The organism is Streptomyces sp. UF-297 (assembly GCF_058245575.1).
In genome coordinates this window covers 60,933-75,404 of sequence record NZ_JBSIBZ010000011.1, presented here as the reverse complement: position 1 = coordinate 75,404, position 14,472 = coordinate 60,933, and the positions used below count along the sequence as shown (strand labels likewise).

The 14,472-nt window shown below is 71.2% G+C and carries 7 protein-coding genes; 2 read left to right on the top strand and 5 right to left on the bottom strand.

What is annotated here, in order from left to right; genetic code table 11:
* Positions 1–93 precede the first annotated feature (93 nt).
* Positions 94–999: an EamA family transporter gene (locus AC4IJH_RS09425; RefSeq protein WP_490851116.1), complete on the bottom strand. Its 906-nt coding sequence runs from the start codon at positions 997–999 to the stop codon at positions 94–96.
* 104 nt (positions 1,000–1,103) lie between these two features.
* Here AC4IJH_RS09425 and AC4IJH_RS09420 point away from each other — a divergent pair, with 104 nt between their 5' ends.
* Complete coding sequence (locus AC4IJH_RS09420; protein ID WP_490851115.1) at positions 1,104–2,021, top strand: LysR family transcriptional regulator; 918 nt, start codon at positions 1,104–1,106, stop codon at positions 2,019–2,021.
* A 205-nt stretch (positions 2,022–2,226) separates the two neighbouring features.
* On the top strand, positions 2,227–2,652 hold the full coding sequence (locus AC4IJH_RS09415) for a hypothetical protein (protein WP_490851114.1): 426 nt from the start codon (positions 2,227–2,229) through the stop codon (positions 2,650–2,652).
* Positions 2,653–3,376: 724 nt separating this feature from the next.
* Here AC4IJH_RS09415 and AC4IJH_RS09410 read toward each other — a convergent pair.
* From AC4IJH_RS09410 to AC4IJH_RS09395, 4 genes are all read right to left on the bottom strand, one after another.
* Positions 3,377–4,705, bottom strand: coding sequence for a class I SAM-dependent RNA methyltransferase (locus AC4IJH_RS09410; RefSeq protein WP_490851113.1), 1,329 nt, complete (start codon positions 4,703–4,705; stop codon positions 3,377–3,379).
* A 97-nt stretch (positions 4,706–4,802) separates the two neighbouring features.
* A complete protein-coding gene (locus tag AC4IJH_RS09405; protein ID WP_490851112.1) occupies positions 4,803–6,854 on the bottom strand; it encodes an APC family permease in 2,052 nt (683 codons plus the stop codon).
* A 242-nt stretch (positions 6,855–7,096) separates the two neighbouring features.
* Complete coding sequence (locus AC4IJH_RS09400) at positions 7,097–12,145, bottom strand: DNA repair ATPase (RefSeq protein ID WP_490851111.1); 5,049 nt, start codon at positions 12,143–12,145, stop codon at positions 7,097–7,099.
* 162 nt (positions 12,146–12,307) lie between these two features.
* Positions 12,308–14,422 (bottom strand): flotillin family protein, encoded by a 2,115-nt coding sequence (locus AC4IJH_RS09395; RefSeq protein WP_490851110.1) that lies wholly within the window; start codon positions 14,420–14,422, stop codon positions 12,308–12,310.
* Positions 14,423–14,472: the final 50 nt, after the last annotated feature.

Genomic DNA, 14,472 nt, shown 5'->3' with positions numbered 1-14,472 from the left:
TTGCCAGGAGGGCCACCCCTGCACCAGGGGTGGCCCTCCTGAATTCTTGACGGGGTGTGGCGAAGCTCGACTCTCGACGGGTGCGGGCGAACCTCAGGGCGCCGCGACCGTCGCAGGCGTCCGGTCGGATTCCGCGGGGGCCGGCTTCTTGGTACGACGGAGCATTCCCACGGCAATTCCGGTGATGACCAGAGCCGTGGCGGAGAACGTCAGCACGGTCATCCGCTCGCCCTGGAAAATCCAGGCAGAGGCCAGGCCGAATATGGGGACGAGCAAGGAGAACGGGGCGACGGTCGGCGCGTCGTAGGTCCGCAGGAGATAGCCCCAGGCGGCGAACCCGAAAAGCGTCGCGCCCCACGCCACATAGAGGGCGGCGCCCACTCCGCTGACATTCAGGTGCTGCAGCGCCCGCAGGTCCGCGTCCCAGCCCTCGAAGAGGACGGAGATGACGGCGAGCGGAATGGGCGGTACGACGCTCACCCAGACCATGAAGCGGAAGGTGTCCGGCGGGCCCGCTTTGCGCATGGCGATGTTCGACAGGCCCCAGCACGCCGCCGCACCCACGACCAGAAGGAATCCGGCGAGGGTGCCGGCCGTCGAGTCCAGGCCGGCCAGCACGATGCCCGCCGCGGCGATGACCATGCCGACGATCTGGACCCGGCGGGCGCGCTCCTTGAGCAGCGCCGCGGCGAAGAGCACGGTGAACACCGCCTGGCCCTGGAGCACCAGGGAGGCCAGCCCCGGGGGCAGTCCCGCGCGCATCCCGATGAACAGCATCCCGAATTTCATGATGCCGAGCGTGACGCCGACCGCGATCACCCAGCGCCAGGCGACCCTGGGGCGCCCGATGAAGAAGACCGCGGGCAGTGCGGCCAGGAGAAAGCGCACCGCGGAGAAGAGCAGCGGCGGAAAGTCGCGCAGCCCTACGTCGATCACCACGAAGTTCACGCCCCATACGGCGGCGACAGCCACCGCCAAGGCAACGTGTACGGGCTTCATGCACTGGCTCCTGGGGACGTACTCCTGCGGGACGGTCCATCCCAACAGCCGTTTCCTGTAAGGGCCAGCGAAAGTTTCTGAAGGTGGGGTATTAGCATCGCTTCATGTTCGACCTCAATCGCCTGCGGGCCCTGCGCGCCGTGGCCGCCCACGGCTCGATGACGGGCGCGGCCGCGGCGCTGGGCTACACGCCGTCCGCCATCTCCCAGCAGATCGCCAAGCTGGAGCGCGAGATGGGCACCGAACTGCTCGACCGGCAGGGCGGCAAGGTGGAGCTCACGCCCGCGGCCTGGCTGCTCGCGGAGGCGACGGACGAGGTCGTGGCGGTGCTGGAGCGCACCCGCTCGCGCCTGGAGGAACAGCGCGGCCGGCCCACCGGGCGGCTGGTGCTCGCCGTGTTCCCCACGGCCTGCCGCGGCTTCGCCACCGCCGCGCTCGCCGACCTCGCCGAGCGCGAACAGGCCCTGGACTGCCGCCTGGTGGAGGCCGATCCCAACCGCGCCATCAGCCTCGTCGTACGGGGAGAGGCGGATCTGGCGGTCGTGCACGACTGGCACAACACCCCGCTGGCGCTGCCCGATTCACTGTCCGTGGCCGAGCTGGGCGAGGACCTCGCCGACGTCGCCCTGCCCGCGGGGCACCCGCTCGCCGAACGGGACACGCTGACCCCGTACGACCTGCGGGAAGAGCGGTGGATCGGGCAGGGCTCGGGGGCCATGTGCCACGAGTGGCTGCTGCGTTCCTTCTCCGGCCTCGGCACCGAACCGGACATCGCCTACCAGATCGAGGAATACGAGTCCCAAGTAGCGCTTCTGGCGGCGGGATTGGGCGTCACGATGCTGCCCCGGCTCGGCCGCGGCACCCTGCCGCCCACCGTCCGCGTCGTCCCGATGCGACCCGCGCCCTCCCGTCGGATTTCGGCCATCTGGCGCTCCCGGGCCGACCGCAGACCCGCGACACACGCCGCACTGACGGCCCTGCGCGCGCACTGGCCGGGTGCGCATTCCGGCCATCCGGCCTGACTTGGAATGTCCAACTTCCATACCCTGCAACCGGCGTGACTACCGTCGCCGCCCCGTTCCCCCCAAGTTGCCCCCGCAGAACCCCAATAGCAGACCGAACGCAAAGCCGACCCCAGGCCGGCCAACTCCGAAACCGGACTGGGACCGCGACTCCGACAGGTGGAAGCCGGGCGACGGCTGGGATACCGCCTTCCTCGCACGACACATGATCAACTTGCTTGACAGTGCCCAGTTCCCACCGGACACCCTCAACGGCCCACCGCTCCACCCCACACCGGAGAACAACCCGGGCGGCAAGAACAACGACCGTCAGCGCGAGGACAACAAGAGCGACCACAACCCAGGACGGAAGTCGCCAGGGACGAACACCAACACCTCCACTCAGCCACCGAGCATGTGGACGGAATCTCATTACCTCGAGATGGCGCCCGCCATGCCGAGTGAGCCCGGACAGCGAAATGCCAACCCCGACGCATGGGACACTTCGGAAGCGGAGGGGGCCCCAGAAATTCAATTCGGAACCCCGGACAACCTGTTCCACGCATTGGGGACGAATGGCGGCGAGGGCGCCTTCCTGGGCAAGGGAATCCATGACTACGCCATGCCGTTCTCCGAGTGGCTGTACCGCTAACTGCCCATAATGTTTGACAGGCCGGTGCACACTCGCACCAGCGCCTGACAGACATACTCGTATGGGGGCAAACCGATGGAGCTGACGCACTGTGTTGGCTCACAGTCGGAGAATCGCCGGAGGAATGGCCGATCGCTGTGTGGGCCCGGCACGGCGGCGGTTGGGAGCTCTACCACTGCGGCATGGTGGAGTTCCTACTGAAGGTCTTCCGGGCGGATTTCGATAGGTGTCCGCTCAGTAACACATCGCTGTGGGGAGACTCCGCTCCGCGATTCCTTCACTTGCGGGAGGAAGAGCGTCTCCGCGACGCTGGCCTCAATCCCTGGACGGGCGAACCGGATCCGTTTGCCGGCATGGAGCTCGACTGAGCGGTGTGCTGCAGGTGACTCATGCCCCGGCGCTTCAGACGTGAGCGCCGGGGCATGAGAACCCGGCGTCCTCCGGCGGCAGTTGCAACGGCATCCCGGCCATCACGAGGCTGTCCAAGTGCCTTTCGGTGAGTTTTCTGCGGCCTTCGTGCCCGGAAGCCAGGGAGGCGCGGAGGCACCCACTGAGCCAGAAGAGCCGCCCATCGTCCCGAGTGATTCGGGAACGGTGGGCGGCTCTTTCTGTGTCTGATGGTGCGTCAGGAGGGCGGCGGGTGCGTTACCTCAGTGCTAGGACAGCATCCTCGACTTCCCCAACGTGTGTGACGCCCACACTGCGCTCCGGGCGAAACCCCGACTCAGGCGCCCTTCTTGGTCCGTTCCAGGATGGCCACGCACTCCACGTGATGCGTCATCGGGAACAGGTCGAAGGCCTGGAGGCGGCGGGGGGTGTAGCCGGCTTCGGCGAAGTAGTTGAGGTCGCGGGCCAGGGCGGCCGGGTCGCAGGCCACGTAGGCGATGCGGCGGGGGGTGAGGGAGGCGAGGTGGGAGACGGTCTGCTTGCCGGCGCCGGCGCGGGGCGGGTCGAGGACGATGAGGTCGACGTCGGTGATGCCGGTGCGGGGGAGGACGGATTCGACCTTGCCGTGTTCGATGCGGACGCGGTCGAGGTCGGCGAGGTTGTGGCGGGCGTCTTCGACGGCGCGCTTGCCGGATTCGATGCCGAGGACGGCGCCCTTGTCGCCGACGCGTTCGGCGAGGGCTCCGGCGAAGAGGCCGACGCCGCAGTACAGGTCGAGGGCCATGTCACCCTTTTTGGGCATCAGGCCGCGCATGACGGCTTCGACGAGGAGGTCGGCGGCCTGCGGGTGGATCTGCCAGAAGCCGCCGTCACCGACGCGCCAGGTGCGCTCGGCGGCGCGTTCGCGGACGAAGGGGCGGCCGTGCACGCGGTGGACGGCCTTGTCCTTCTCGCCGATGCGCTGGACGGAGACGGGCTTGTCGAGTTCGACGATGGGCAGCCGGCCGCCGGGCTTGGGGGTGAGGATGACCTGGCGGTCGTGGGAGCCGGTGGCGGCGATGGCCTCGACGGTGGCGATCTGGGGCCAGGTGCGCTTTTCGATGCCCAGTTCGCTGACGCCGGGGGCGGCGATCATGCAGTGGGTGATGGGCTCGATGTCGTGCGAGCGGTGCTTGCGCAGGCCCGCGCGGCCCTCGTCGTCGATGGCGTACTGGACGCGGGTGCGCCAGGCCGGGACCTCGCCCGCGGCCACCTTGTCGCCGGGGGCCGGGACGACCGTGCCGTCCCAGTTGGCCTGCTCGGGGGTCAGGCCCGCAAGGCGCAGCAGCTGCTCGGCGACGACCTCGCCCTTCAGGCGGCGCTGGGCGCCGGGCTTGGCGTGCTGCCAGTCGCAGCCGCCGCACTTGCCGGGGCCGGAGAAGGGGCAGGGGGCCTCGACGCGGTCCTTGGAGGGGTCGAGGATCTCGACGGCGTCGGCGCGCAGGAAGCGGGCGCCCTCCTCGCCGTCGGTGACGCGGGCCAGGACGCGCTCGCCGGGCAGGGCGTGGCGTACGAAGAGGACCTGGCCCTCGTCCGTACGGGCGATGCAGTGCCCGCCGTGCGCCACCGGGCCGACCTCGACCTCGTACTCCTCGCCTACCAGCGACTTCTTCTGATCTGCCTGCATGGTGGGAGGGCTCCTGAGGTGGGGTAGTGCGGCGGGACAACGACCTTCGATTGTACGTCCCGCCGCACCGTGCGCCGCACGGACGCAGCGCCACCGCTCACTTGCGCGTGGCCGCCTTCTCCTTCTTGGGCTGGGCGACCGGGCCGCGCCGCACCGCGCCGGGCGCGTTCCACTCGGCGCGCTTGCGGGCGCGCTTCTTGGCGGCTTCGGAGGAGTCCAGCTGCCAGGGCACGGAGGTCACCATGACGCCGGGGGTGAACAGGAGACGGCCCTTGAGGCGCAGCGCGGACTGGTTGTGGAGCAGGTGCTCGTACCAGTGGCCGACGACGTACTCGGGGATGTAGACCGAGACGGCGTCGCGCGGGCTCTCCCGGCGCAGCGACTTGACGTAGTCGATGATGGGCCGGGTGATCTCGCGGTAGGGCGAGGCCAGGACCTTCAGCGGTACGTCGATGCCGCGCCGCTCCCACTCCGCCTTCAGGGCCTTGGTGTCGGCGGGGTCGACGTCGACGCTGACGGCTTCCAGGGTGTCCGAGCGCATCAGCTTGGCGTAGCTCAGCGCCCGCAGGGTGGGCTTGTGGACCTTGGAGACCAGGACGATGGAGTGCACCCGGGAGGGGCGTACGACCTCGTCGCTGGGGTCGTCCTCGGCGGCGATCTCGTCGGCGACCCGGTCGTAGTGCTTACGGATCGCGGTCATGGTGACGTAGAAGATGACCATGCCGAGCAGGGCGACCCAGGCGCCGTGGGTGAACTTCGTCAGCAGCACGACGACCAGGACCAGGCCGGTGAAGAAGGCGCCGAAGGCGTTGATCGCGCGGGAGCGGATCATGTGGCGGCGCTTGGCCGGGTCCTTCTCGGTGACCAGATGGCGGTTCCAGTGGCGGACCATGCCGGTCTGGCTGAGCGTGAAGGAGACGAAGACGCCGACGATGTAGAGCTGGATGAGCTTGGTGGAGTCGGCGTCGTAGAGGAAGACGAGTATCGCGGCGGCGCCGGCCAGCAGCACGATGCCGTTGGAGAAGGCCAGGCGGTCGCCGCGGGTGTGCAGCTGGCGCGGCAGATAGCGGTCCTGGGCGAGGATCGAGCCGAGCAGCGGGAAGCCGTTGTAGGCGGTGTTGGCGGCCAGGAACAGCACCAGGGCGGTGGCTGCGGCCAGCACGATGAAGAGGAACGATCCGTCGCCGAAGACGGCCGAGGCGACCTGGGAGATCACCGGGTTCTGGGTGTAGCCGGAGCCGACCGGGACGCCGTCCTTGAGGAGGTCCTTGGCGGGGCTCTCGGCCATCTTGACCTTGGTGACCATGGCCAGGGCGATGATGCCGCAGAACATGGTGACGGCCAGGCCGCCCATCAGGGCCAGCGTGGTCGCGGCGTTCTTGGACTTGGGCTTGCGGAAGGCAGGGACACCATTGGAGATCGCCTCGACGCCGGTGAGGGCGGCGCAGCCGGAGGAGAAGGCGCGCAGGAGGAGGAAGACCAGCGCGAAGCCGGCCAGCCCGCCCTGTTCGGCGTGGACGGTGAAGTCGGCGGTGGGGGCCTTCATCGTGTCGCCGAAGAACAGTCCGCGGACCGCACCCCAGATGATCATGACGAAGACGCCGGCGACGAACACGTACGTGGGGATCGCGAAGAGCTTTCCGGACTCCTTGACGCCCCGCAGGTTCATCAGCGTCAGCAGCACGATCATGCCGACGGCGACGAGTGTCTTGTGCTCGACGACGAAGGGGATCGCGGAGCCCAGGTTCTCCACTCCCGAGGAGATGGAGACGGCGACGGTCAGGACGTAGTCGACCAGCAGGGCGCTGGCGACGGTCAGACCGGCCTTGGGGCCGAGGTTGACGTTGGCGACCTCGTAGTCGCCGCCGCCGCTCGGGTAGGCGTGCACGTTCTGCCGGTAGGACGCCACCACCGTGAACATCAGCACCACGACCGCGACGGCGATCCAGGGGCTGAAGTGGTACGCCGACACACCCGCGACGGACAGGACGATCAGCACCTCGCCCGGCGCGTAGGCCACGGAGGAGAGCGGGTCGGAGGCGAAGACGGGGAGTGCGATGCGCTTGGGGAGAAGGGTTTCTCCGAGCTTGTCGCTGCGCAGTGCGCGCCCGATCAGGATCCGTTTGGGCACGTCGGTCAGTTTGGACACGCAGAGGATGCTAAGCCTTCGTCAAGGATGCCGCCCACCCGCCACCCGCGGCGCGGAAGACGCTATGAACGAAGCCCTCGAACGGCCTCCCACCTCGGTGATCCGTGCTGTTGGGCCCTCCTCCCCCGGCGTTTGCCCGCCGTGACGACGCCTCGGCGGGCTCGCACTTTGACGGCTTCTTAACGGCGCCGGGCGCGCGCCGGACCCGGCACAGTGCTCCGCCGAAGGCGCCGGCTGTCCGCTCAACGGCTCCGGCTCTCCCTCTCACGGCGCCAGGCCTCCTTCAGCTCCGCCCACCGCCGCTCCTGCGCCTCGGTGAGCCGGCCTCGGATCTCGGCGAGCTTGAGGAGGTTGGCCTCGGCGCCGGAGGTCAGGGTCTGGGCCTCGCCGCGGTAGTGGTCGTCGATCAGCGCCTGGAGCTCCGTGTCGTTCATCACGGGCACGATGCGCGCGGCCAGCTTGTTGGTGTTGCGGTAGGAGCCCTGCAGGAGGAAGGGCGGCTCGGTACGGGTGGCGTCCGCGCGGGCCGCGGAGTCGATGTAGGCGCGGTTGACGGCCAGCACCGTGTCCTGGACGCGCAGCAGCTTGCGCAGCACGGACAGGATCTGGTCCAGCTCGGCCGGGGTGTAGGGGTGGGTGAGCTGGTCGGCGCGTACGGTCTGCTCGCCGCGCGCCAGCCGGACCAGCAGGTCGATGTCGGCGCGGTCGCGGGCGGCCAGCGGCGCCAGCACCGTATTGGCGGTGAGCGCGTTCTCGATGTGGGAGAGCGCGAACAGCTCCTCCTTGCCGGAGAGCACATCGCCCAGGTTCCACACGTCCGCGCGGTTGGCGAGCATGTCGGGCAGCCGGAAGCGGCTGCCGGACTCGGTGTAGGGGTTGCCCGCCATGCACACCGCGAAGCGCTTGCCGCGCAGGTCGTAGGTGCGGGCCTCGCCCTCCCACACGCCCTCCATGCGGCGCTGGGCGTCGCACAGCGAGATGAACTTCTGCAGGAGTTCGGGCGAGGTGTGCTGGATGTCGTCGAGGTAGAGCAGCACGTTGGAGCCCATCTCCAGCGCGAAGGAGATCTTCTCCACCTCGCGGCGGGCGGCGGCGTCCGGTGCCGCGGCCGGGTCCAGGGAGGTCGTACGGTGCCCGAGCGCGGGCCCGTCCACCTTCACCAGGACGAGCCCGAGCCGCGCCGCGACGTATTCCATCAGGGTCGTCTTGCCGTAGCCGGGGGGAGACAGCAGCAGGAGCAGGCCCTGGCTGTCGGTGCGGCGCTGCTCGCCGGCCGCGCCCAGCTGCTTGGCGAGGTTGTCGCCGATCAGCGGCAGATAGACCTCGTCGATCAGGCGGTTGCGGACGAAGGCGGGCATGACCTGGGGGCGCAGCGCGTCCAGGCGCAGCCGGCCGCGCTCGGCGGCCAGGGCCCGGGTGCGGTGCTGGGTGTAGGCGCGGTGCGCGGGGACGCGGTGGGTGCGGAACTCCTGGGTGCGGGCGAGGAACTCGTCCAGGCGCACGGGCAGGCTGCCGCCGGTGGCGATGCGCGGGTGGCTGCCGAGCAGCCCGGTGACGTCCGTGACCGGTGCGGCGGCGATCTCGCGGCGCGCCAGCTCGGGGCCGCACACCTCGATGGCCGTGGCCTCGGCCAGCTCCGTCTCCGGGACGGTGTGCGCCTGTGCGTACGCGCCGAGCCAGGCCTGGGCCAGCTGCCGCCGCGCCGCCACGTCCTCGCCCAGGGCCCGCAGGTCCTCGGTGAACTCCTTGGCGGCCACCGACCCCTCGCCGCCCAGCGCCCGCCGGAAGCCGGCGAGCAGTTCGCGGGCCGCGGCGGAGGTGGCGAAGCGGGGGCCGCCGGGGGACGCGGCCAGCTCCTCCAGGAGGTAACTGCCCAGGGCCGGGTCGGCTTCGGCGGGGTCCTGGGACTGCACGGTGATTCCCGCGGCGGCCAGGAACTCCCCTGCCGCGAAGGTCAGTTCGGCGGCGAGGTCGGCCACCGCGGGGGCGTGGCCGAACAGGGCGCGGGCGCGGGCCAGGGACTGGGCGCGGGTGGTCCACAGGGCGCGGGAGGGCTCGTCGGCCCCGTAGCGCCAAAAGAGCTGGGCGGCGGCGCGGGTGTGCGGGGTGAAGCGCAGCAGTCCGGCGGCCGAGCGCAGCCGCAGCAGGGCGGTGAGGATGGCGGCGGCGTCGTGGTCGTGGACGCCGCGGTCGTACCCCTCCTCGTAGCGCTCGGCGGCGGCGCGGCCGACCAGCGCCGGCAGGTCCTCGGCCGCCTCCAGGGCGCCGAGCGTCAGGGGGCCGCTGCCCGCCTCGGCCTCGTGCAGCAGCGTCGCGGCGAGGTGTTCGGCGCGGTAGACCTGGGGGGATTCGGAGACCAGCGGCTGGTCCCACAGGGCGCGGTGGGCCAGCAGCTGGGGGTCGCGGGCGATGCGGCGGTAGTCGGTGCCGGTGATGGCGAAGGCGAGCTGTCCGTCGTACGGGACCAGGGTCAGGTCCAGCGGCTGGGTGTTGACGGCGAAGCGGTGCCGGCCCAGGCGGATGGTGCCGCCGGCGTCGTAGAGGTCGGCGCGGTCGCGCAGGGCGCGGCCCGCTTCCTGGCGGGCGGCCTTGAGGCGGCCCTCCAGTTCGTCGGCGCGTACCGCCTCGCCCAGCTCGCGCAGCTCGGCCGCGGTGGTGCGGATCTTGCCGACCAGGGGGTCGGCGGCGAAGTAGGCGTTGACCTCGTCCGGGGTGGGCAGGGAGCGGGCACGGCGGGTGACGGTGCCCAGGACGCGTTCGGCGGAGGCGGCGAGCCGGTCGGCGCGGCGGGCGCGCTCCTCCAGCTGGCTCTGCTTACGGGCGGAGAAGACCTCGTAGATCTCCTCGCGCTGGGTGGCGATGCGCTCGGCGTAGTCCTCGAAGGAGGCGAAGGAAGCTTCGAGGTTTTCCACCTGGAGCAGCAGGCGGCCCAGTTCCTCGTCGCAGCTCTCGGGGGTGGTGGCCGCGGCCAGGGCCCCGGCGACCGCCTGGCCGAGCAGGGCGAACTGGGCGGCGAACTCCTCGCGCCCCTCGGACTCCAGCAGCTCGCGGCGGCGCGCGTCCAGGGCGGCGCGGGCCCGGTTGACGCCGCCGAGGACCTCGCCGATGCGGGTGAGGATGGCGGTGCGCACGGTGGCGTCGGGCAGCTCCAGGGTGCCCACGACGTCGGTGACGATCCGCAGCCCGTCGGCCTGTTCGTCGATGCGCCCGGCCAGCGGCGCGGCCTCGGCGACGGTGGCGACGGCGGCGGCCTGCCCGGCGAGTTCGGCGACGGCTTCGTGGGTGGCGGCGAAGGCGTCCTCACCGCTGAGGAAGGCCACCGCGCGCCGCCCGGTGGCGGCCAGGTCCTCGGCCAGCGCCGCGGACAGCTCCTGGAGGCGGTCCAGGTCGATGTGGCGTATCTCCCGCAGGGTCTCCAAGTGACCCTGGGCGCGCCGCAGTTCGGCGATGTTACGGACCCAGGCGTCCGCGGTGGCGGGCTGCTCGCCGCGCACCCGCCGTACCAGTGCGGTGGTGCTCTCCTGGGCCTGCGCGAGGGCTTCGGCGGCGCGCTGGCGCAGCTGGGTGACCCGCTCGTACTCGGCGAGGACCTGCTCGGCGGTGGTGCGTACGGCCCCCAGCGGCTTATCCAGGGCGCCCAGTTCGTCCTCGCCCAGCCAGTGGTGGGTGTCGGCGGCCTTGGTCGCGGCGGCGGCGATCGCCTGGAAGACGGCGGCGGCGGGGGCCATGTCGAAGGCCATGCGGGCGACCGAGAGGGCGTCGGAGATGCCGCGGACGAGCTCGGCGTTGCCGATGCGCTCCAGCGGGCCGCTGCCCTGCGGCCGGGCGGCGGCGTAGGCGTCGGAGGTGAAGGGGGTGCGCCAGACCTGCAGCGGGTGGACGCGGGCGGGTTCGGTGCCCTGGGTCCGCAGGACGGCCAGGGTGCCGTCGTCCATGAGGGCGTGGCCGTGGGCGGTGAGGGGTGCGGCGGCCTCCTCGCGGATGATGTTGTACGGCAGCAGCAGGCTGCGGCCCTGGGCGCGGGCGTGGAAGACGTACAGCACGTCCTCGCCGTTGGGCGAGCGCACCTCGCGCTCGAACTCCAGGGCAGTGAGCAGCTGCTCGTCGAGGTCGAAGGTCTTGGTGGCGCCGGTGGTGAGGTAGTAGCCGCCGGGGAAGACGATGCCCTGGTCCTCGGGGAGGCGGCGGCAGGCCTGCCCGATGCCGTCCAGCCGCTTGACGTCCTGGGTGCGGGTGTTGAGGACGAGGTGGCGCTGGACGCTCTCGTTGTACGGGCGTACCCGCAGCAGGAGCAGCGGGCCGACGCGGGCGTGCGCGACCTCGGCGTCGGCGAGGGACTGCAGGGCTTCCTCGACCGGCTCGGCGTACAGCCTCTCGCCGCTGCCGTCCGCGGCGCGCAGGGTGAGCTGCCCGTCGGAGGTGGTCAGGTGGACAGCGCCCTGGATGTCGATGTGCGGGTGGCGGCCCGGCACGTGGCCCTCGCGGGTGACCGGGGTCCAGGTGAAGTCGTGGGCGGGCGGGAGGGTGTGGTCCTTCTCGCCCTTGTCGTCCAGGTAGGCGGGGGTGCCGTCGGCGTCGATGCGCCAGCGCAGTACGTGGATGTCGGCGAGGCGCTCGCCGGTGCGGAAGACGGCGAGCAACAGGTGCCCGGCGCGGCGCAGTTGGAGGAGCTGGGCCTGGCGGTAGTAGCGGTACAGGTCGGCGAAGTCGCGCCGGAAGCGGGCGTCGTCCAGCAGCCCCGGCACCTCGGCGGGCCCGGCTTCGGCCACCCGCTCCCCCTCCAGGCGGTGCAGGGTGAAGACGTCCTCGACGTCCAGGGGGCCGTCGGCGGGCGGGGTGTGCGGGTTGCGGCCGGCCAGCAGCAGCCCGCCGGCCTGGACCAGGTCGCGCAGTTCGCAGGCGTCCTGGGTGCGGATGCGGTCGGTGCCCAGCAGGGCGAGTTCGCCGCCGCCGAAGGCCTCGGTACGGCGGGTATTGAGCGCCTGGGCGCGGCCGGCCAGCTCGGTGGCGGCGGCCGTCAGCCGCTCCCGCAGCACCTCGTAGGTGCCTGCTTCCAGCGAGGGAGCGGCCTGTGGTGCGGCGCCCTGGGCGCGCGCAGCCGCGTTCGAGGGAGCGGCCTGTGGTGCGGCGCCCTGGGCGCGCGCAGCCGCGTTCACAGGAGCGGCCTGGGCGCTCGCGTCCGTGTCCGAAGGGGCCGCCTGAGCCGCCCCGGCCTGCATGCCCTCGGCCGCCATCACGCGCTCGGTGTCCACGTGCCGTCCAACTCCCTGCTCGGTTGTGCGTGTTGCCATGTGATCGGGGCTCCCCCGTCGCCGCCGGTCCCCGCCACTGCCGCTCAGCGCGGCGGGGACCGGCGAAGCGACCTGGTACGGCCCGCCGGCCGTACCGCCCTGCCGGGTGGGCGGGTCCGCCGGAACCCGCCCGCCTCGGCCGTGGCCGTCCTGTGGCGGCGCCTACTGCCCGGCCGCGGCCGGAGCCGCGCCGTTCATCCGGGCGGGTGCCGCCCCCAGTTCGGCCAGCTTGGTGTCGGCCAGACCACTGGCCCGTACGGACTCCAGGAGCCCCTTGAGCGGTGCGGCCTGTGCGCCGCCCTGCGCGATCAGCCGGGACAGCGCCCCCGCGATGGTCAGATCGCGCAGTCCGGAGGCCCCCAGGCCGCCGAGGATGGTGCCCAGGTCCTTGGTGAAGGTGGAGTTGTCCTTGTCCAGCCAGGGGCCGGCCACCGTACGAACCGTCTCCGAGCGCTCCACCAGGGCGTCCAGGCCCTTGCCGGTGCCGATCGCGCCGGCCAGCCGGTCCAGGAAGACGCTCTCCCCGCCGACGATGTCGATCTTCGCGTTCTCCAGGCCGGTGGCCAGGACGGTGGCCTGTGCCTCGGCGATCTGGCGCTGGACGTCGATGCCGGCCAGGCGGATGTCCTTCTCGGCCTCCAGCCGCAGGCGGTACTCCTCGTGCTCGCGGCTGGCCGCGTCCAGGGCGGCCATCGCCGCGGCCTTCTCGGTCAGACCCGCGGCCTCGGCCCTGAGCTTCTCGGAGATGGCGACCGCGTCGGCCTGGGCCTGGGCCCTCGCTCCCTCGGCGTTGGCCAGCGCCTTGGCGCGGGCGCCCTCCGCCTCGGCCTTCATCAGCGCCTGGGCGGCCTCGGCCTCGGCCAGGCCCGACTTCTCGATCGCGGCGGCGTTCATCTCGCGCACCTGCACATCGGCCAGTCCGGCCGCAGCGGCCTCGGCCTGGATGCCCTCCGCCAGACGGATCTTGGCCTGGGCGTCCAGCTCGGCGGTCTTGTGCCGGGTCTCGGCCAGCGTGAGCTCCTCGGCGGCCCGGTGGGTCGCCGCCTGCTCGGCCGCCTCGGCCGCCTTGAGGTCCTTGACCAGGCGCTCCTGGGCCTCGGCCTCGGCGCGGATGATCAGTGCCTGGCGCTCGCGCTCGGCCTCCTGGACCGTACGCAGCTTCTTGATCTCCTCCTCCTGGGCGGCGACGGTCTTCTCGACGGCGATCCGCTCGCGTACGACGTCGGCGATCTCGCGCTTCTCCGCCTCGACCTCCTTGTCGGCGGCGATCCGCACCAGCTGGGTCTCCCGCTCGCGGGCGATGACCTCCAGGAGGCGGTCCTTCTCGATGCGCTCGTTCTCGATGGCGATGACCCGCTCGCGGTTCTTGGCGGCCACCGCGATCTCCCGCTCGCGGTTCTCGTTCTGGATGCCGAGCGATTCCTCGGTCTTCAGGTGCGCGGAGTGCGAGCGCAGCCGCTCCTCGGCCTGCACGCGCGCGGTCTCGGCCTCCTCGCGGGCCCGTACGGTCTCGATCTCGCGCTTCTGCTTGATCTCGGCGTCCGCCTGCCGGCGCTCCAGCTCCAGGACGGCCTCGCGGGCGTCCACGTTCTGCCGGGTGATCTCCTTCTCCTCGTGGCGCTGGTACTCATTGGTGCGCACGTGCTCGATCGCCGTCAGTTCGGTGATCTTGCGGATGCCCTGCGCGTCGAGGATGTTGTCGCCGTCCAGCTGGTCCAGCGGCGTCTGCTCCAGGTAGTCGATCGCCGCGTCCTCCAGGCTGTAGCCGTTGAGGTCGGTGCCGATGACGGCGATGATCCGGTCCCGGAACTCGTCCCGCTTGGTGTAGAGGTCCTGGAAGTCCAGCTGCTTGCCGACGGTCTTCAGGGCCTCGGAGAACTTCGCGTTGAACAGCTCCTGCAGAGTGCGCTCGTCGCTGGCGCGGGCGGTACCGATGGCCTGGGCGACCTTGACGACGTCCTCGCGGGTCTTGTTGACGCGTACGAAGAAGGCGATGCGGATGTCGGCGCGGATGTTGTCCTGGCAGATCAGGCCCTCGTTGCCGGTGCGGCCGATCTCGATGGTCTTCACCGAGATGTCCATGACCTCGGCCTTGTGCAGCACCGGCAGGACGACGGCGCCGGTGAAGGTGACATCGACCTTGCGGTACTTGGAGACGATCAGCGCCTGGCCCTGGTGGACCTTGCGGTACAGGCGGGTGAGCGCGAACAGCGCCACGAGCACGACCAGTACGACGACGGCGATGGTCACGCCGATTCCTACGGTGATGGCATCCATGGGTGAATCCCTGGGTCAGTTCGAAAAGTTGCTGACTACGGCGCGGGCCC

Excerpts from the sequence above, each read along its gene's own strand:
- AC4IJH_RS09420 (WP_490851115.1), top strand. The coding sequence starts at position 1,104 with ATGTTCGACCTCAATCGCCTGCGGGCCCTGCGCGCCGTGGCCGCCCAC.
- AC4IJH_RS09400 (WP_490851111.1), bottom strand. The coding sequence starts at position 12,145 with ATGGCAACACGCACAACCGAGCAGGGAGTTGGACGGCACGTGGACACC.
- AC4IJH_RS09425 (WP_490851116.1), bottom strand. The coding sequence starts at position 999 with ATGAAGCCCGTACACGTTGCCTTGGCGGTGGCTGTCGCCGCCGTATGG.
- AC4IJH_RS09415 (WP_490851114.1), top strand. The coding sequence starts at position 2,227 with ATGATCAACTTGCTTGACAGTGCCCAGTTCCCACCGGACACCCTCAAC.
- AC4IJH_RS09410 (WP_490851113.1), bottom strand. The coding sequence starts at position 4,705 with ATGCAGGCAGATCAGAAGAAGTCGCTGGTAGGCGAGGAGTACGAGGTC.
- AC4IJH_RS09395 (WP_490851110.1), bottom strand. The coding sequence starts at position 14,422 with ATGGATGCCATCACCGTAGGAATCGGCGTGACCATCGCCGTCGTCGTA.